Below are 18,568 nucleotides of genomic sequence, written 5' to 3'. Positions count from 1 at the left end.
GCCGGCAACGTCTCGGCCAGCAGCGCCACGCTGAGCGTGCGCACCCTGCCCGCCAGCGCCGGCGGCGGCAAGCGCGTGATCGGCTACTTCACCCAATGGGGCATCTATGGCCGCAACTACCAGGTGCGCGACATCCAGACCAGCGGCGCCGCCGGCTACCTGACCCACATCAACTACGCGTTCGGCAATCTCCGCAACAACCGCTGCGAAGTCGGCGTCACCCAACCCTCCGACAGCAGCACCGGCGCCGGCGGCGACGCCTTCGCCGACTACACCAAGGCGTTCTCCGCCGCGCAGAGCGTCGACGGCGTGGGCGATACCTGGGACCAGCCGCTGCGCGGCAACTGGAATCAGTTGAAGAAGCTCAAGGCCGCGCATCCGGGGCTGAAGGTGCTGATCTCGCTGGGCGGCTGGACCTGGTCGCGCGGCTTCTCCAACGCCGCGCGCGCCGAGAATCGCCAGGCCTTCGTCGCCTCGTGCATCGACGCCTACATCCGCGGCAACCTGCCGGTCACCGACGGCGCCGGCGGCGCAGCGGCCGCGGCCGGCGTGTTCGACGGCATCGACATCGACTGGGAATATCCGGTGGCCTGCGGCATCGCGTGCGGCAGTGCGGAAGACCGGCAGAACTTCACCGCGCTGCTGGCCGAGTTCCGCCGCCAGCTCGACCAGGTGCGGTCGGGGCTGCTGCTGACCGTGGCGGTCGGCGCCGGCATCGACAAGATCCGCGTCACCGACCCGAACCTGTACGCGCAATACCTGGACTACCTCAACGTGATGACCTACGACTTCCACGGCGCCTGGGATCCGCAGACCAATCACCACTCCGCGCTGTTCGAGTCGCCGGCCGATCCGTCCAGCGGCGACCAGCGTTACTACAACAGCAACGACGCCATCCAGGCCTTCCTCGACCGTGGCGTGCCCGCCGCCAAGCTCAACCTTGGCATCGGCTTCTACGGGCGCGGCTGGACCAACGTGCCCAACGTCAACCACGGCCTGTACCAGAGCGGCAGCGCCGCGTCGGGCACCTACGAGGCGGGCATCGAGGACTACAAGGTGCTGCGCGGCCGCGCCGGCACCAGCTATGTCGACGCGCAGACGCATGCGCACTGGAAGTACGACGGCAGCACCTTCTGGAGCTACGACAACCCGGCGCTGGTCACCGAGAAGATGAACTACGTCAAGACCCAGGGCCTGGGCGGCGCGTTCTTCTGGGAATTCAGCGGCGACTACCAGGGCGAGTTACTGAAGACCATGGGCCAGGGGCTGCAATGAGCTGAGGCGCCAGCCCACACCGCGACGCCCGCAACGGATGGCGGGCGTCGCTTGCTCGCTCAGCGCACCGCGATCCGCAGCACGTCGTCGAGCAAGGCCGCCGCGGTGACGTCGGCGCCCGCGCCCGGCCCCTGGATCAGCAACGGCTGCTGCAGATAACGGTCGCTATGGATGGCGACGCGGTTGTCGGTGCCGGCACCGCTGGCCAGCGGATGCGTCAGCGGCAGCGCGCGCAGGCCCACCGAGGCGCCGTGCGCATCGAAGCGGCCGACGAAGCGCAGGCGGGCACCGGCGGCCTGCGCCTGCGCCAGGCGCGCCGCCAGCGGCGCGTCCAGTTGTGCCAGCGCGGCATCCAGTTGCGCCAGCGGCACCGCGGCCAGGTCGGCCGGCACCAGCGACTCCACCTGCACCTGCTCGGCACGCAATGGCAGGCCGGCGGCGCGTGCCAGGATCAGCAGCTTGCGCCGCACGTCCTCGCCGGACAGATCCTCGCGCGGATCGGGTTCGGTGTAGCCGGCGGCCGCGGCCTCGCGCACGCACTCGGAGAAGGCGCGGCGGCCGTCATAGCGATGCAGCAGCCAGGCCAAGGAGCCGGACAGCACGCCTTCCACCGCGTGGATATGGTCGCCACCGGCGACCAGCGCGCGCAGGCTGCTGAGCAACGGCAATCCCGCGCCGACCGTGGCGCTGTCGCCGTAGTGGGTGCTGGCGGCATGCCGCGCGGCATGGATCTGTTCGGCCCGCGCCAGCGCGGCGCCCTGGCCGAGCTTGTTAGCGGTGACCACGTGCACGCCGCGCCGCAGCCACTCGGCATGGCGCTGCGCGACCGCCTCGCTGGCGGTGGCATCGACCACGATGTCGCCCTGGCCCAGGTCGTCCGGCAGCGTCACCGCCTGCGTTCCGCGCGCGGCGGCATTGGCCGCTGCCAGCGCCTGCGCCGGCGTCAGCGCGCAATCGGCGACGGTGCGGGAATTGGCCAGCCAGGCGAAGGTCGGCAGGCCGGGCCGGCGCTGCTGCAGCGCCTGGTAGCGCGCGACGAAGGCGCGGCCCACGGTGCCGGTGCCGAGCAGGCCCAGCCGCGCGGTGGCCACGGCCGGCGCCGCACGCAGCGACGCCGACGGCGCATCGGCCAACCCGCTGCTCACGCGTCCACCCGTTTGCGGGCCAGCGCCTCGCCGGCGCGCTGCGCGCGCTGCAGGCCGGCCTGCAGATCGGCGACCAGGTCCGCACTGGATTCGATACCCACCGACAGGCGCAGCAGGCCGTCGGAAATGCCGGCCTTGGCGCGCGCCTCGGCGGTCATCGCCGCATGCGTCATGGTCGCCGGATGCGCGATCAGGCTCTCCACGCCGCCCAGCGATTCGGCCAGGGTGAAGTAGCGCAGGCCGTCGACGAAGGCGCGCACCTCGGCCTCACCGCCGGCCAGTTCGAAACTGATCATTGCGCCGAAGCCGCGCTGCTGCCGTGCCGCCACCGCGTGGCCCGGATGCGAGGCCAGGCCCGGGTAGTACACCTGGCGCACCGCGGCGTGCGTGGTCAGCAGTTCCACCACCGCCTGTGCGTTCTCCTGGTGCGCGCGCAGGCGCGCGTCCAGCGTGCGCAGGCCGCGCAGGGTCAGGAACGCGTCGAACGGCGAGCCGGTCAGGCCCAGCGCATTGGCCCACCACACCAGTTGCTGGTGCAGCTCGGCATCGGCGGCGATCACCGCGCCGCCGACCACGTCGCTGTGGCCGTTGACGTACTTGGTGGTGGAGTGGATCACCAGGTCGGCACCGAAGGCGATCGGGGTCTGCAGCGCCGGCGACAGGAAGGTGTTGTCGACCACCGCCAGCGCGCCGGCCTTGTGCGCGGCGTCGATGACGAAGCGTAGGTCGGTGATGCGCAGCAGCGGGTTGGACGGGGTCTCGATCAGCACCAGCTTCGGCGCCTGCGCCAGCGCATCGGCCAGCGAGCGCGGATCGGTCAGGTCGGCGGTGATCAGCTCGAAGTGGCCCTTCTTGGCCAACGCGTTGAACAGCCGCCAGCTGCCGCCGTACGCGTCGTGCGGCACCACCAGCTTGTCGCCGGGCTGCAGCAGCGCATTGAGCACCAGGTTGATCGCGCCCATGCCGGTGGCGGTGATCACCCCGCCGGCGCCGCCTTCCAGTTCCGCCAGCGCTTCGCCGAGCAGATCGCGGGTGGGGTTGCCGCTGCGGGTGTAGTCGTACTGGCGCTTGTTGCCGAAGCCGTCGAAGCTGAAGTTCGACGACAGCACGATCGGCGGGGTCACCGCGCCGTAGGCGGTGTCGCGGTCGATGCCGGCGCGAACCGCGGCGGTGGCGGCACTACAGGGCAGATCGGTGTCGTGGGCAGTGCTCATGCGGCAACTCCGGTGGGGCGAAGGGCGGTGGCGAGAATCGCGTCGATGCGATCGGTTTCTTTCAGGAAGGCGTCGTGGCCGTAGGGCGAACGCAGCACGCGCAGGCTGCCGCGCGGACCCAGGCCTTCGACCAGGGTGACCAGGTCCGACAGCGGCACCAGGCGGTCGCCCTCGACCGCCACCACCACGGTGGGCACGGCGACGGCGGCCGGCTCGATGCGGTGCAGGTCGATGGATTCGGACAGGCGCAGATAGGCGTTGACCTGGGTGCGCGCCACATACTGCGCGCCGGCGGCGTCCAGATAGTCTTCGGCGGCGACGCGGACGCGGCCGTTGATCACTTCCGGCGCCGCGTCGAAGCGTTCGCCGAATTCCTCCGGAGTGCGGTAGCTGAGCATCGCGAACTGCCGCGCCAGCGACAGCCCGTGGCTCTCGGCGCACTGCAACTGGCCCAGTGCCACGGCGCGGCGCTGCAGCGCGCGCCAGGCGGCGGCATACGGATGCGCGCGGTGCGCGCCGCTGACCGCGATCAGCTTCTGCAGGCGCTGCGGATGCCGCACCGCCAGTTGCAGGCCGACCAGCGCGCCGTAGGAGTAGCCGACGAACCCGTGCAGTTGCGCGATGTCCAGCGCGTCCAGCAGCGCGGCGATGGCATCGGCCTGGTCGGCACTGTCGATGGGCGCGTCCAGGCTGCCATCGGCACCGACGAAATCGAACGCCAGCAGCCGCCGCTGGGTGGGATCCAGCGCCCGCCCCGGCCCGACCAGGCCTTCGGCCCACCCCTTCTCGGGAAAACTGGCGTTGGCGGCGAGGTGGCGGTGCGCGGAGATGCCGCCGGCAACGAACACCACCGGCGCGGCGGCCGGGCCGCTCAATTCGTAGCGCAGGCGCAGCAGTTGCACGCCGGCATGGCGCAGCGGCAAGGCGACGGCGATCTCGCCACGCATCGCGTGCACGCCGTCGGCCGGCGCGGCAACGCGGTCGTGGGACGGAATGGCGGAGGTGGGGCGATCAGGCGAGTTCACGAGGCGCATGGCGGTATCCGGAGAGGAACGGCCATCGAGCTTCGCGGAGCTCGCGTTCGCCATGCAGAGGGCATGGATCGAACCATCTTTCGGCGGACGCGGTGGTCCCCGCAGGATTTGGCACCTACACGGTCGCTTGCGCGTCCGCTGGCTGCCCCGGCATCAAAGGGCCTGTCCCTCCGCCGGTCTCGATGGTGGAGCCACGATGCCAGCGATTTCCGGTCGTGTCAATCTCTTTATTCGGATGAAGCGATATGATTTTTCGATCCCCGGCCTCGGCCATACTCCGCTTCCCCCATCGATCCCCCAGTCCGTGCGCCGACGCCGTCCCCGCCGCTGGCTTGCCGTGGTCCTGTCGCTGGCGGCGGTGACTGCCGCGTCCGCGCAGCCACTGCTGCGCTGGAATGCGCCACGGCCCGTGGCGGCGCCGGCGCCGGCCTGGCTGCAGGTGAGCGCCCGCGACAGCGGCCTGCGCGAGATCGCACTGGGCAATCCGCTCGGCGGCCCGGTGCAGATCCGCCTGCTCGGCGACAGCGCCGGCTTCACCGCCGTCCCCGCGCTGCCGTTGACCGTGGAGCTGGCCGCTGGCGAGCGCCGCGTGGTCGCGCGCCTGTATCCCGCCGGCGACCTCGCCGAGGCCGGCGGCGACGGCGCCCGACTGCGCATCGAGGCGATCCCCGGTTCGCCGCGCGCCCATGCCGACATGGTGCTGTATGCCCTGCCGTTCGCCGATCGCCCGGTGCGCATCGACCAGGGCTTCGGCGGCGCTTTCAGCCATCGCGACCCGGCCAACGCCTATGCGCTGGACTTCGCCCTGCCCGAAGGCACGCCGGTGCTGGCGGCGCGCGCGGGCGTGGTGATGGAGGTGCGCGACGACTTCCGCGAGTCCGGCACCGACCCGCGCCTGGGCCAGGCCGCCAACCTGGTGCGGGTGCTGCACGCCGACGGCAGCATGGCGATCTACGCGCACCTGGCCCCCGGCGGCGCGCAGGTGCGGGTGGGCCAGGCGGTGCAGCGTGGCGACCGCCTCGGCCTGTCCGGCAACACCGGCCTGAGCAGCGGCCCGCACCTGCATTTCGCCGTCCAGCTCAACCGCGGCCTGCGTCTGGAATCGGTGCCGTTCCGGATGGCCGGCCCACTGGGCGAACTGCGCTTCGCCCATACCGCCTCACCCTGAGCGCGCCTACCGTTCGTCGGCAAACGCATTGACATCCCCCAAGTGTATTGATGTATTAATACACATGGATGCAACCCACCTCCACGTGCAACCCAGCGCCCCCGAGCCGATCTACCGGCAGATCGCCGAGCAGATCCGCCGCCTGGTCGCCGCCGGGCAACTGCGCCCGGGCGACGGCCTGCCCTCGGTGCGCGACGTCGCCGCGGTCCACGCGGTGAACCCGATGACCGTCTCGCGCGCCTACAGCCAGCTCGAAGCCGAGGGCGTGCTGGAGCGCCTGCGCGGCCGCGGCATGGCGGTGGCCGCGACCGCCGCCGCACCGCAACGGCAGCGCCTGGAGTTGATCGAACCGCGGCTGCAGGAACTGGTCCGGCATTGCCGCGAACTGGGCCTGCCGGCGCCTTCCGTGATCGAACGTCTTGAACAGTTGTTTGGAGAACCTGGCGATGAGTAGCGTGGTGATGCAGAGCGCAATCCAGACCGACCTGGACATGGACCTGCCGCTGGCGGCGCACGACCTGCACCTGGCGTTCGGTGCCAGCGACGTGCTGCGGGGCGTGGGCCTGCAGATCGGGCGCGGCGAGGTGGTCGGGCTGATCGGCCGCAACGGCGCCGGCAAGAGCACCCTGCTGGCCTGCCTGCTCGGCCTGCTGCAGCCGCAGCGCGGCCAGGCGCGCGTATTCGGCGGTCCGGCGCTGCGCCTGGACGACGCGCGCAAGGCACAGTTGGGCTTCGTGCCGCAGCAGCCGCAGGCGTTCGGCTGGATGCGCGTGGAGGAGCTGCTCGCCTTCGCCGCGCAGCTCTATCCGCACTGGGACGCGCAGCGCGCGGACGCGCTGCTGCGCCGCTGGGAACTGGACCGCACCCAGAGCATCGGCAAGCTCTCGCCCGGCCAGGCCCAGCGCCTGGCCCTGGTCCGGGCGCTGGCCGCACGGCCGGCGTTGCTCGTCCTCGACGAACCGGCCTCGGCGCTGGACCCGGTCGCGCGCCGCGACCTGATGCGCGAGATCGTCACCGAAACCTGCGACGTCGGCACCACCGTGCTGTTCTCCAGCCACATCGTCAGCGACCTGGAACGCGTGGCCTCGCGCGTGGCCTTCCTCAACCAGGGCCAGTTGCTGCTGGACCAGCCGCTGGACGAACTCAAGGACCGGGTCCTGCGCATCGGCATCCCGGCGTCGGCGGCCGCGACGCTGGGCGCGCCGTTGCGCGGCGAACTGGCGCGCCGCCACGCCGCCGACGGCGGTGTCGTGGTGGTGCTGCATGCCAACGAGCTGCCGTCCGCGCTATTGACCGTCCCCGGCATCCGCATCGACCGGCTGGGCCTGGAAGACCTGTTCATCGAGGTGGTCGGATGAACCGTCTTCCTGCAGATCTGCGCCTGCTCTGCCGCGCATCGGGCGTGACCGGATGGCTGTATCCGCCAGCCCTCGCCGCCGCCTTCGCCTGCACCTGGCTGCCTGAAAAAGCCGCCAACCTGCTGCCGCCAATGCTCACAGCCATCATGGGGATGTTCGTCTGGATGCTGCTCGGCGCTCGCCTGCTGAGTCTGCTCGAACAAGGGCGCCAACTCCGTCTGCCGTCCATGGCAGCGCGCCTCGTCAATCTGTTCGGTGCCGCACTGGCCTTGACGGTGCTGCTGCCGACGCTGCTGTTCGCCGTGCGCGGTGTCGATCCCGGCCTCTCGCTCTCTGTCCTGCTGCTCAGCGCAAGCTTCGGCATGTTGGTCGCCACCTTGCCAGCCTGGTGTGCCCCCTTGATCGGCATCTTGCCGGGGACGCTGGGCGGCTTTTTGCCCGAGGGCAGCTTCGTGCCACTGACCCTGCATCCACGCGCCAGCATGCTGCTCGCTGCGCTCACCTGCGCGCTGATCAGCCTGTGGTCGTACCGGTACTTGCGTGGTCGCCCGGCCGATGCGCTGTCGGCATGGTCGCGCCCGATGTGGATCGGCCTGCAGCAGCGCCAGCCCGGCGATGGCACAACCAAGCAGGCGGTCGAGTCGCAGGGCGGACGCTTGGGCTGGATCCAGGGTATCGCCCGTCCGGTATTTCCCACCGATCTGCGCCATCAACCGGAACGCGCAATGCGCTATGCGCTAGGCCCAGGCTTCGCCCCCGGTAGCACCGCCGGCACCCTTCTGGCCGCACTGGTCACACCGGCGTTGCTGCTGGCGTTGTGGACGCCCCTGTTGCTGCGCACGCAATCGCCGACGCTGCCGCTGGTCATGGCCAACGTCATGACCAACCTGTCCAGCGTGAAGTTCCTGCAACGCCTGTGGCTGTTGCGCAAGCACGGCAACCTGGGACTGATGGAAAGCGCGCTGTTGCCCGGCCTGGGCGCGCCCGGGCAGGCCGGCAAGCTGTTCAACCAAGTGATCCTGAAGCGCGCGATCGCGGCGATGCTGCCCTGGCTGGGCCTGTCCTGGCTGCTCGGCGCACTCAAGCACGCGCCAGCGGCCTACTACCCACTGACCGTGTCGATTACCCTGACCGCGACTCTCGCCGCCAGCAGCCTGCTGCTGGCCTGCATGCGCTGGCCACGCGGCGCGCTGTTGCTGACCGTCACCCAGTTCGTCCTGGCCATGCTCGGTGGGATCAGCATCGGCCAAGTCGGCCTGCCCGGCACGGTGGCACCGCACTGGCTGGCACCGGCCTGGAGCGTGCTGCTGCTCGGCATGGTCATCGTCTACAACCTGGTGGCACGCCAATCCAGCAAGCGCCCGCACCCCTGGCTGCTCAACTGAACGGCCGCAGCGGGAAGCCCGCTATAATCGCGGGCTTCCTCCGTTGCCGATGACGCCCTTCCGGGCGTGCCGCCCATGTCCGAAGTCGCCACCGAAGCTGCGCGCCGCCGCACCTTCGCCATCATTTCCCACCCCGACGCCGGCAAGACCACGCTGACCGAAAAGCTGCTGCTGTTCGGCGGGGCGATCCAGATGGCCGGCTCGGTGAAGGGCCGCAAGGCCGCCCGCCACGCCACCTCGGACTGGATGGCGCTGGAAAAGGAGCGCGGCATCTCGGTGACCTCGTCGGTGATGCAGTTCCCGTACGAAGGCAAGATCATCAACCTGCTCGACACCCCCGGCCACGCCGACTTCGGCGAGGACACCTACCGCGTGCTCACCGCGGTGGACTCGGCGCTGATGGTGATCGACGTGGCCAAGGGCGTGGAAGAACGCACCATCAAGCTGATGGAAGTCTGCCGGCTGCGCGACACGCCGATCATGACCTTCATCAACAAGCTCGACCGCGAGGGCAAGGACCCGATCGACCTGCTCGACGAGGTCGAGACCGTGCTCGGCATCGAGTGCGCGCCGGTGACCTGGCCGATCGGCATGGGCCAGCGCCTGAAGGGCGTGGTGCACCTGGTGACCGGTGAGGTGCACCTGTACGAGCCGGGCCGCAACTTCACCCGCCAGGATTCGACCATCTTCCCGTCGCTGGACGCGCCCGGCCTGGCCGAGAAGATCGGCGAACAGATGCTGGCCGACCTGCGCGAGGAACTGGAACTGGTGCAGGGCGCCAGCCACGCCTTCGACCTAGACGCCTACCGCGCCGGCAAGCAGACCCCGGTGTTCTTCGGCTCGGGCGTCAACAACTTCGGCGTGCAGCCGCTGCTGGACTTCTTCGCCGAGCACGCGCCGCCGCCGCAGCCGCGCGCCACCACCGGCCGCCAGGTGCAGGCCGGCGAGGACAAGCTCACCGGCTTCGTGTTCAAGATCCAGGCCAACATGGACCCGCAGCACCGCGACCGCGTCGCCTTCATGCGCATCTGTTCGGGCCGCTTCGCAGCCGGCATGAAGACCCTGCACGTGCGCACCGGCAAGGAGGTCAAGCTGGCCAACGCGCTGACCTTCATGGCCAGCGACCGCGAGATCGCCGCCGAAGCCTACCCCGGCGACGTCATCGGCATCCACAACCACGGCACCATCTCCATCGGCGACACCTTCACCGAGGGCGAGTCGCTGTCGTTCACCGGCATCCCCAACTTCGCCCCGGAACTGTTCCGCCGCGCGCGCCTGCGCGACCCGCTCAAGCTCAAGCAGCTGCAGAAGGGTCTGGCGCAGCTGTCCGAAGAAGGCGCCACCCAGTTCTTCCGCCCGCTGATGAGCAACGACCTGATCCTCGGTGCGGTCGGCACCCTGCAGTTCGACGTGGTCGCCTACCGGCTCAAGGACGAATACGGCGTGGACGCCAGCTTCGAACCGGTCGGCGTGGTCACCGCGCGCTGGGTGCACTGCGACAACCCCAAGAAGCTGGAAGAGTTCCGCGAGAAGAACGCGATGAACCTCGGCATCGACGCCGCCGGCGAACTGGTCTACCTGGCGCCGACCCGGGTCAACCTGCAACTGGCGCAGGAACGCGCGCCGGACGTGCGCTTCGCGGCTACGCGCGAACACGCGCACAGCGTGGCGGTGGAATGACCGCCATGTGACCGCGGGCGTGCGCCGGCTGAGCGCACGCCCAACCGGCGGCGCGGTGTTGCGCCGCAGCGGATGCGAACCGCTCGCAATTGCGGTACCTTGCGGGCCCATGGATGCAGACCGGTCGCCCGCCTACTCGAACGCCGACGCGCAGCCTTCCATGGACTGGCGCGACGAACTCGCCAGTGCGCTGACCCACGGCCTCGGCGCCATCGCCGCGCTGGCCGGCGGCTCGGTGCTGATCACCCTGGCCGCCATCTACGGCGACGGCTGGCAGCTCGCCACCGCCATCGTATTCAGCGTCACCTTGTTGCTGCTGTACGTGGCCTCGACCCTGTACCACGCCATCCCGCACCCCGGCGCCAAGGCGCGCCTGCAGATCTTCGACCACTGCGCGATCTACCTGCTGATCGCCGGCACCTATACCCCTTTCACCCTGATCGGCCTGCGCGGCCCATGGGGCTGGGGCCTGTTCGCGGCGATCTGGACCATCGCTGCGGCCGGGGTGATCTTCAAGCTGTTCTTCACCGGTCGCTTCCGCCTGTTGTCGACCATCCTGTACATCGCGATGGGCTGGCTGATCGTGGTGGCGATCGAACCGCTGCTGCGCTCCGTCGACGCCTGGACCCTGGGCTGGCTGCTGGCCGGCGGCCTGTTCTACACCCTCGGCACGTATTTCTACCAGCGCGACACCGTGCGCTACTTCCACGCCATCTGGCATCTGTTCGTGCTCGCCGGCAGCGTCTGCCACTTCGTGGCGGTGACCAGTCAGGTGCTGTAGGCAACACGTCCGCGGTTAGCTGGCCCAGGCGCGATCCCCACCTTGCAAATATCCCTAAATGTCGCAAAGGCCGCTCAAGCATTCGCTGGAGAGCAACCGCCGATGTCGCCATGCAGGAGTGTCAATCAACCCTTGCGCTTCTGGCAGGCATGGGCCGCGACGGTCATTTGCGATGGATGCTTATTGACATAGCGCTGTTTCGTCGCGAACGCCTCATCCGGTTCCGTCTCAAGGTTGTCAGCGACATAGATCGTGAAGGTCCCCACCTCTGAAAATGCGGCGACCACGTGTTCCTTGCCCTGGGAGTCCCAATACATTCCGGCCGCTTCTGCAGGCCTGATAACCACACGCCCACCCGCTGCCGAAATGCCCTCGCACCGGGTCTCGCTATCCCTCAGAACAAGGAATCTTCCGCTCGGAGCCAGCACACCCACTTCAATCGGATGGATGTTCCCGACATCGATGCTCACAACATTCTCTGGACCCACGCCCCCTTGAAACGCGCCACACATCGGCGACACGAGACAAAGCGCCGCAGCTACGACTGAAAATTTGCCAGAACGCATAGCCGACTCTCTCACCAGCAAACCCTCCCGCGTACCGCTGATCTGCGATTGACCCCGATCATCTGTCATTCGTCGCTGCAACAAGCAGCCAGGCACGTCGCCTGCGCTGAAGCGTAGCCTCAAGCATCTAGAAACCGCCATCGGCAGAGTCCGGATCTGTAACGGGCGTGAGCCCACATTCCTCGTGCATCCCGGCGTGAAACCGGGCGATGCCTCCTCAGCCCAGCCGTTCCAGCTGTTTTCGCACCCCGTGCACGGCGGCTGCCTAGGATGGCCGCATGGCTCGCGACCCCGCTTCCGCATCCCGCTCCTGGCCCTGGCGGCGCAACGACGGCCGCCTGCGGCGCTGGCCGTTCGTGCTCGGCGCGCTGGTGCTGCTCCTGCTCGTCATCATCCTGATCTTCGACTGGAACTGGTTCAAGGCGCCGGTGGAACGCGCGGTGCAGGCGCGCACCGGCCGCGCCTTCCATATCGACGGCAACCTGGATGTGGACCTGGGCCGCGTCGTCACCGTGCGCGGCGATCGCCTGCGCTTCGCCAATGCCGACTGGTCGGAGCAGCCGCAGATGGCCAGCGCCGACCGCGCCGAACTGGATATCGCACTGTGGCCGCTGCTGCGCGGCCGCGTGCGCATCCCCGAGATCCGCCTGACCAAGCCCGACCTGCTGTTGGAAACCGGACCGAACGGACAGCCTGGCAACTGGGTGTTCGGCCAGTCCGACGGCGGCCGTCCGGTCGTGCTCGGCGCCCTGCTGGTGCAGCAGGGCCACCTGCGCTTCCAGGATCCGGCCGGGCGCACCGAGATCGACATCGCCGTCGACAGCCAGGTCGGGCAGCGCCGCCGTGGCGATGCCGCCCCGCCGATCGCGGTCAGCGGCGACGGCCGCTGGCGCGGCAATCCCTTCACCCTGAAAGGCAGTACCGCCTCGCCACTGGAACTGAGCGAGAGCGACCACCCCTTCCGCGTCGACCTGCGCGGCAGCGCCGGCAGCACCCGCGCGCACATGCGCGGCACCCTCACCAACCCCTTCCAGTTGCGCGTATTCGACCTGCAACTGCAGCTGGCCGGCACCGACATGGCCCACCTGTATCCGCTGCTGGGCATCGCCATTCCCTCCACCCCGCCCTACCAGTTGGACGGACGCCTGCAGCGCGACGGCGATCGCTGGCGCTACCAGGACTTCCGCGGCCGCGCCGGCGACAGCGACCTGGCCGGCACGGTGCAGATCGACACTGCGGGCCAGCGCCCGTTCCTGCGCGCCGACCTGCGTTCGCAGCGTCTGGATTTCGACGACCTGGCCGGCTTCGTCGGCGCGCCGCCGCGCACCGGCGCCGGCGAGACCGCCAACGCCGAGCAGAAGGCGCAGGCAGCCAAGCTCGCCGCCAACGACAAGGTGCTGCCCTCCACCCCGTACGACCTCGGCAAGCTGCGCGCGATGGACGCCGACGTGCGCTGGAAGGCGCAGCGCATCAATGCGCCGTCGCTGCCGCTGGACGACATGGACGCGCACCTGAGGCTCGACGACGGCGTCCTGCTGCTGCAACCGCTGAACTTCGGCGTGGCCGGCGGCGACCTGCGCTCGGACATCCGCATGGATGCACGCAAGCCCACCCTGTTCACCCGCGCGCAGGTGTCGATCCGCGGCGTGCAACTGGGCAAGCTGTTCCCCGACGGCAAGCTGGCCAAGGAAGCCGCCGGCGCGATCGGCGGCGAGATCGCGCTGGCCGGCAGCGGCAACTCGATCGCGCAGATGCTCGGCAGCGCCGACGGCAACGTCGCCGTCGGCATGGGCAAGGGCCGGATCAGCAACCTGGTGATGGAACTGGCCGGCCTGGATATCGCCGAATCGCTGAAGTACCTGGTGACCAAGGACCGCGAGATCCCGGTGCGCTGCGCGTTCGGCGACTTCGGCGTGCAGCGTGGAGTGATGACGTCGCGCGCCCTGGCCTTCGACAGCACCGACACCCTGCTGGTCGGCAGCGGCAGCATCGACCTCGGCCAGGAACGCCTGGACCTGCTGCTGAAGGCGCAACCCAAGGACCACAGCATCCTCGCCCTGCGCTCGCCGCTGCGCGTCGGCGGCACCTTCAAGGACCCGAGCTTCCGCCCCGACTTCAAGGCCCTGGGCTTGCGCGGCGCCATCGCCGTGGCCCTGGGCAGCATCGCCCCGCCGGCCGCGCTGCTGGCCACCATCGAGACCGGGCCGGGCAAGGATATTCAGTGCGGCGGCAAGTAGCCGCGGGACTGGGGATTAGGGATTGGGGATTCGCAAAAGCAGGCGCCCGGAACACCGACAAATCCACTGTGGAGCATGCGCTCAGCGAACAACGACGCAGGCGCGGCGGCCGCTCTTGCGAATCCCCAATCCCGACTCCCCAATCTCAGCTCCTGATGTACTCCTGCAACTGATCCAGTTCCTCGCGCTGTTCCTCGATCACCGCCTTGACCAGGTCGCCGATCGAGATCACGCCGATCACGGTGCCGGCGTCCACCACGGGCAGGTGGCGGATGCGTTGCCCGGTCATCAGTTCCATGCACTGCTGCACGCTCTGCGACGGGTCCACGGTGTGCACCCTGCTGCTCATGATGTCGCGCACCGGCGTGGTCGCCGAGGAGCGGTCCTGCAGGACCACCTTGCGTGCGTAGTCGCGCTCGGACAGGATCCCGGACAGCTGTCCGTCCTGCAGCACCAGCACCGCACCAATGCCCTTGGCGGCCATCAGCCGCAGCGCCTCGATCACCGCCGTGTCCGGCGCGACCGCGTGGATCTCATTGCCCTTTTCGCTCAAGACCTGCCGTACCGTCCGCATCGCTGCCTCCCGGTTCGCTGGATCGCACGGCCGAGCATACTCCTTCGCCCGGTGCACGCCAGGTCTCCACCAGGTACAGCGGCCGTTGCTTGGATTCCTCGTACAGCCGGCCCAGGTATTCGCCGATCAGGCCCAGCGCGATCAGCTGCACGCCGCCGAGGAACAGGATGACCGCCATCATCGTCGGCCAGCCAGCCACAGGGTCGCCCCACAGCGCCGCCTTGACCACCACCCAGATCGCGAACAGGAAGGCGCCGACCGCGGTCGCCAGCCCGAGATAGGTGGCCACCCGCAACGGCGCGGTAGAGAAGCCGGTGATCCCGTCCAGGGCGAAGTTCCATAACCGCCACAGACTGAATTTGCTGCGCCCGGCCAGCCGCGGCGCACGCCGGTACGGCACCGCCAGGCGGCGGAAGCCGATCCAGCCGAACAGGCCCTTCATGAAGCGGTGGCGCTCGCGCAACTGCCGCAGCGCGGCCAGCGCGCGCGGCGACAGCAGGCGGAAATCGCCGGTATCGGCGGGGATCGGCGTCTTCGACAGGCGCCCGATCACCCGATAAAACAGCGCCGCGGTGCCGCGCTTGAGCCAACCCTCGCCTTCGCGCACCAGCCGCGTGCCGTAGATGTCGTCGTAGCCGGCGCGCCAGTGCGCGACGAACTGCGCGATCAGCTCCGGCGGATCCTGCCCATCGGCGTCCAGCAGCATCGCCGCGCCGCGGTCGACGCAGTCCAGCCCTGCGGTCAGCGCCAGTTCCTTGCCGAAATTGCGCGACAGGCGCAGCGCGCCGACCCGCGGATCGGACGCGGCCAGCGCCTGGATCGTCTCCCAGGTCGCATCGCGGCTGCCGTCGTCGACGTACAGCACCCGCCCCTCCAATCCCGGCACGGCGTCGAGCGCGGCGACGATGCGCGGGTGCAACAGCGGCAGGGTCTGCGCCTCGTTGAACGCAGTGACGACGACGGTAAGACGTTCGGATTCCATCGGCGGATGGTACGGAGCCGCCTGCGGGTTCACCAGCAGCCCGCGCACTGCGCGACAAAAGCGGGAGCTCCTCCCTTCTCCCACCGGGAGAAGGTGCCCCGCAGGGGCGGATGAGGGTACGGGTACCGCCGAGCCCAATTCGCGCGTGCCTGCCGTACCCTCACCCCAACCCCTCTCCCGGTGGGAGAGGGGCTCAAGCTAGCCCGCGGCGCCTGTCGGTAGGCCAGCCCGCTCGGCGGCGCGCGCCATCTGCCTGTCCCTTCTCCCACCGGGAGAAGGTGCCCCGCAGGGGCGGATGAGGGTGCGGGTACCGCCGAGCCCAATTCGCGCGTGCCTGCCGTACCCTCACCCCAACCCCTCTCCCGGTGGGAGAGGGGCTTCAAGCCTATGGCGCCTGCAGGTAGGCGGGCCCGCCCAGTTGCCGGGTCTGGCGCTGGATCCAGTTGGCGCGTCCCTGCACGTACGGGCCGGGACGCGCGGCGTTGTAGCGCTGCGGCGCCGGCAGCACCGCCGCCAGCAGTGCGCTCTGCGCCGGCGTCAGCTGCGCCGCGTCCTTGCCCCAGAAGCTGCGCGCCGCCGCCTGTGCGCCATACACGCCATCGCCGAACTCGGCGACGTTGGCGTACACCTCCAGAATGCGCTGCTTCGACCACAGCGCCTCGATCAGCACCGTGTACCAGGCCTCCAGGCCCTTGCGCAGCCAACTGCGGCCTTGCCACAGGAACACGTTCTTGGCGACCTGCTGACTGATCGTGCTGGCGCCGCGCAGACGGCCGCCGCGCGCGTTGTGATCGCGCGCCTTCTCGATCGCGTCCAGATCGAAGCCGTGATGGCTGGGGAAGCGCTGGTCCTCCGCGGCCACCAGGGAGATCGGCAGGCTCGGCGCGATCTGCGCGGTGTCGCGCCAGTCGTAGGCGAGGCGGTACGACCAGTCGCCACTGGCCCAGGCGCCGAGCTGGCGCTCCAGCATCATCGCCGAGAACGGCGGGTCGACGAAGCGCAGCAGCAGCACTTGCGACACGCTCGCCAGCACGAACAGCAACGGCGCCAGCAGCAGCCAGCGCCGCCAGCGCCTGGCCCGTGGACGCGCCGGCAGGACGCCACTTGCATCGCGGCGCCCCGCCCCCATTCCTATGCTTTCTTCGATCTGGTCCACCGTGACGATCCACTCTCGTGCGGTCGCCATCTTCCCATGCGCAGCGAGGCCGCAATGCATTCTTCCGACGATCGTCTGACCCGCTTCCTGCTACCCGGCGCCGGCGTGCGCGGCGTGCACGTGCGCCTGCACGACACCTGGCGCGAGATCCTGGCGCCGGCCAGCTACCCCGCCGCGGCCACCGAACTGCTGGGCGAGGCCTGCGTCGCCGCGGCCCTGTTCACCGGCCACACCAAGGTCGACGGGCGCCTGTCGGTGCAGTTGCGCAGCCAGGGCGCGCTGCGCACCCTGTTCGCCGAGTGCACCGCCGCCGGCACGCTGCGCGGCATCGTCCAATTGGGCGAAGGCCAGGACGCGCCGCGCGACCTGCGCGCGCTCGGCGACGATGCCCTGCTGGCGATCACCATCGAGAACCCCGGCCTGGACCCGCGCGAACCGCAGCGCTACCAGAGTCTGGTGGCGATGTCCTCGGCCGAGCTGGACGAAGCCTTCGAGGACTACTTCCGCCAGTCCGAGCAGTTACCGACGCGGCTGATCCTGGCCGCCGACGGTACGCACGCCGCCGGCCTGCTGCTGCAGAAGCTGCCGGGCGACGCCGGCGACGAGGACGGCTGGAACCGCGCCGGCGCGCTGTTCGAGACCGTGGGCGAGGCAGAACTGCTGGCCACGCCGGCCGAAACCCTGCTGCACCGGCTGTTCCACGAGGAGACCCCGGAGCTGCTGGGCGACCGCCCGCTGCGCTTCGGCTGCTCGTGCTCGCGCGAGCGGGTCGCGGCGATGCTGCGCTCGCTCGGCGAGGAGGAAGCGCGGGCGGCGGCCGAGGCGACCGGCCAAGTTGAGATCCGCTGCGAGTTCTGCGGCCGCCACTATGACTTTCCCTTGACGGAATTCGGAGTATTGTTTGCCGTAACGCAGGCTGAACCGACGTCCTCGGAGCGCTTGCACTAGCTGAAACGCGCGTCGCGACCGGGGAGTCCGACTTGTTAAAGAAACATAAACCCTCTAGCATCGACCACCCTGTCCGGCGGGAACTTTCGTGCCCGCCCCAAGTCTCAGATTGCTGATGCGACCCTTCCTGCGCCTACCGTTCGCCCTGCTGATCGCCCTTGCGGCGAGCACGGGCGCGCACGCGCAGAGCAAGCCCGCCACTGGCCACGACCGCACCGTGCTGCCGGTCTGGAACAAGGGCAGCGGCAAGGTCGAGGCGCTGCTGTACCTGGAGCCCACCGGCGAACAGGCGGTCGGCGCGCGCTGGCACTTCGGCCGCAACTCCCTGGATGCCGCGTTCGGCCTGTCCTCCGGCGACTCGCTGGGCCTGCTGTGCAACAGCGCCAGCGGCGGCAGCATCAGCGGTCTGGCCAGCCACTGCATGCTGGCCAGCCTGGGCGACGACGATGGCACCACCGGCCACCATGTCGCCGCGACCACCACCTTCAACCGCCCCGGCGGGCGCCTGTCGCTGTCGGCGGGCACCGGTCGCGAGAACCTCCCCGCCTGGCTGGCCGGCGCCAACAAGACGCCGTCGATGCGGATGGAGCAGAACGACCTGACCGTCTTCGCGCAGCAGAACATCGGCCGCGAGGGCTTCGTGTCGATCGGCGGCACCTACGCCAAGGCACGCCTGGTGCCGATCGCCGACGCCACCCCGGCCATGCTCGACCGCTGGGACAGCAAGAGCCTGAGCATCGGCGGCGGCTACGGCTCGTTCAGCGCCAACGTCATCGGCCGCGTCGTCGACGCCCCCGGCCAGCCCGGCAAGTGGACCGGCCTGGGCGTGGGCCTGACCTGGCGCACCCCGTGGAGCGGCCAGCTGACCGTGGGCGCCGAGAACGTCATCACCCGCGGCAAGAACCCGTTCTCGCCGAACAACATCAGCACCGAAGAGGGGACCATCCCCTACGTGCGCTACGAGCAGGATCTGTAGCGACCACTTGCGGCAGGCGCCGCCTCATCACACTGCATTTTGTGATGGATACGTGATTTTTACTCCAATTCACGTCAAAACACCGCTTT

The 18,568-nt window shown here is 69.5% G+C and carries 17 protein-coding genes and 1 riboswitch; of the genes, 10 read left to right on the top strand and 7 right to left on the bottom strand.

From position 1 onward, the window contains the following. Nucleotides 1-30: 30 nt before the first annotated feature. The gene (locus AC1PMG_RS06590) at nt 31-1,275 is read left to right on the top strand and encodes a glycoside hydrolase family 18 protein (protein ID WP_481111630.1); all 1,245 of its coding nucleotides are present in this window, start codon (nt 31-33) and stop codon (nt 1,273-1,275) included. A gap of 59 nt (nt 1,276-1,334) precedes the next feature. On the opposite strand, the gene AC1PMG_RS06585 is transcribed toward AC1PMG_RS06590, so the two are convergent. The 3 genes from AC1PMG_RS06585 to metX are packed head-to-tail and all read right to left on the bottom strand — an operon-like array spanning nt 1,335 to nt 4,668. Then, complete coding sequence (locus AC1PMG_RS06585) at nt 1,335-2,384, bottom strand: homoserine dehydrogenase family protein (protein ID WP_481111629.1); 1,050 nt, start codon at nt 2,382-2,384, stop codon at nt 1,335-1,337. A gap of 32 nt (nt 2,385-2,416) precedes the next feature. Further along, nucleotides 2,417-3,634, bottom strand: a complete 1,218-nt coding sequence (locus tag AC1PMG_RS06580; RefSeq protein ID WP_048490429.1) for an O-succinylhomoserine (thiol)-lyase — start codon at nt 3,632-3,634, stop codon at nt 2,417-2,419. Further along, nucleotides 3,631-4,668 (bottom strand): homoserine O-succinyltransferase MetX, encoded by a 1,038-nt coding sequence (gene metX, locus AC1PMG_RS06575; protein WP_152238177.1) that lies wholly within the window; start codon nt 4,666-4,668, stop codon nt 3,631-3,633. The genes AC1PMG_RS06580 and metX overlap by 4 nt, the downstream gene beginning before the upstream one ends. Before the next feature lie 70 nt (nt 4,669-4,738). Next, a riboswitch (SAM riboswitch) is annotated at nt 4,739-4,857 on the bottom strand. A gap of 103 nt (nt 4,858-4,960) precedes the next feature. Between metX and AC1PMG_RS06570 the strand changes: the two genes are divergently transcribed. The 6 genes from AC1PMG_RS06570 (at nt 4,961) to trhA (ending at nt 11,040) form a co-directional block, all read left to right on the top strand. Then, on the top strand, nt 4,961-5,836 hold the full coding sequence (locus tag AC1PMG_RS06570; protein ID WP_481111628.1) for a M23 family metallopeptidase: 876 nt from the start codon (nt 4,961-4,963) through the stop codon (nt 5,834-5,836). 64 nt (nt 5,837-5,900) lie between these two features. Further along, nucleotides 5,901-6,290, top strand: coding sequence for a GntR family transcriptional regulator (locus AC1PMG_RS06565; RefSeq protein WP_481111060.1), 390 nt, complete (start codon nt 5,901-5,903; stop codon nt 6,288-6,290). Between the two features lie 7 nt (nt 6,291-6,297). Then, on the top strand, nt 6,298-7,194 hold the full coding sequence (locus tag AC1PMG_RS06560) for an ABC transporter ATP-binding protein (RefSeq protein ID WP_481111627.1): 897 nt from the start codon (nt 6,298-6,300) through the stop codon (nt 7,192-7,194). Continuing rightward, nucleotides 7,191-8,579, top strand: coding sequence for a hypothetical protein (locus AC1PMG_RS06555; protein WP_481111059.1), 1,389 nt, complete (start codon nt 7,191-7,193; stop codon nt 8,577-8,579). Before AC1PMG_RS06560 ends, AC1PMG_RS06555 begins: the two co-directional genes overlap by 4 nt. 75 nt (nt 8,580-8,654) lie before the next feature. Then, nucleotides 8,655-10,259: a peptide chain release factor 3 gene (locus tag AC1PMG_RS06550; protein ID WP_017912942.1), complete on the top strand. Its 1,605-nt coding sequence runs from the start codon at nt 8,655-8,657 to the stop codon at nt 10,257-10,259. Nucleotides 10,260-10,368: 109 nt separating this feature from the next. After that, nucleotides 10,369-11,040: a PAQR family membrane homeostasis protein TrhA gene (gene trhA, locus AC1PMG_RS06545; RefSeq protein WP_481111058.1), complete on the top strand. Its 672-nt coding sequence runs from the start codon at nt 10,369-10,371 to the stop codon at nt 11,038-11,040. Nucleotides 11,041-11,165: 125 nt separating this feature from the next. On the opposite strand, the gene AC1PMG_RS06540 is transcribed toward trhA, so the two are convergent. Beyond that, on the bottom strand, nt 11,166-11,510 hold the full coding sequence (locus tag AC1PMG_RS06540) for a hypothetical protein (protein WP_481111057.1): 345 nt from the start codon (nt 11,508-11,510) through the stop codon (nt 11,166-11,168). A gap of 374 nt (nt 11,511-11,884) precedes the next feature. Here AC1PMG_RS06540 and AC1PMG_RS06535 point away from each other — a divergent pair, with 374 nt between their 5' ends. Further along, entirely contained in the window at nt 11,885-13,843 is a 1,959-nt protein-coding gene (locus AC1PMG_RS06535; protein ID WP_481111056.1) for an AsmA family protein, read from the top strand. Between the two features lie 145 nt (nt 13,844-13,988). Here the strand turns inward: AC1PMG_RS06535 and AC1PMG_RS06530 are convergent, their stop codons facing one another. The 3 genes from AC1PMG_RS06530 to mtgA all read right to left on the bottom strand — a co-directional run bounded on the left by AC1PMG_RS06530 (nt 13,989) and on the right by mtgA (nt 16,528). After that, entirely contained in the window at nt 13,989-14,417 is a 429-nt protein-coding gene (locus AC1PMG_RS06530; protein WP_043090869.1) for a CBS domain-containing protein, read from the bottom strand. Then, nucleotides 14,377-15,399, bottom strand: coding sequence for a glycosyltransferase family 2 protein (locus tag AC1PMG_RS06525; RefSeq protein ID WP_481111055.1), 1,023 nt, complete (start codon nt 15,397-15,399; stop codon nt 14,377-14,379). Before AC1PMG_RS06525 ends, AC1PMG_RS06530 begins: the two co-directional genes overlap by 41 nt. Before the next feature lie 385 nt (nt 15,400-15,784). Beyond that, nucleotides 15,785-16,528: a monofunctional biosynthetic peptidoglycan transglycosylase gene (gene mtgA, locus AC1PMG_RS06520; RefSeq protein ID WP_481111626.1), complete on the bottom strand. Its 744-nt coding sequence runs from the start codon at nt 16,526-16,528 to the stop codon at nt 15,785-15,787. 81 nt (nt 16,529-16,609) lie between these two features. On the opposite strand from mtgA, the gene hslO reads away from it, so the two are divergent. Together hslO and AC1PMG_RS06510 are read left to right on the top strand one after the other, a co-directional pair. Continuing rightward, nucleotides 16,610-17,503, top strand: coding sequence for an Hsp33 family molecular chaperone HslO (hslO, locus tag AC1PMG_RS06515; RefSeq protein WP_026144672.1), 894 nt, complete (start codon nt 16,610-16,612; stop codon nt 17,501-17,503). Between the two features lie 115 nt (nt 17,504-17,618). After that, nucleotides 17,619-18,479, top strand: a complete 861-nt coding sequence (locus AC1PMG_RS06510; RefSeq protein WP_481111054.1) for an XOO1806 family protein — start codon at nt 17,619-17,621, stop codon at nt 18,477-18,479. Nucleotides 18,480-18,568: the final 89 nt, after the last annotated feature.

Source organism: Xanthomonas sp. NCPPB 2250 (genome assembly GCF_056725265.1).
The sequence above is the reverse complement of the archived record's forward strand: the minus strand, read 5'-3'. Positions and strand labels throughout refer to the sequence as shown.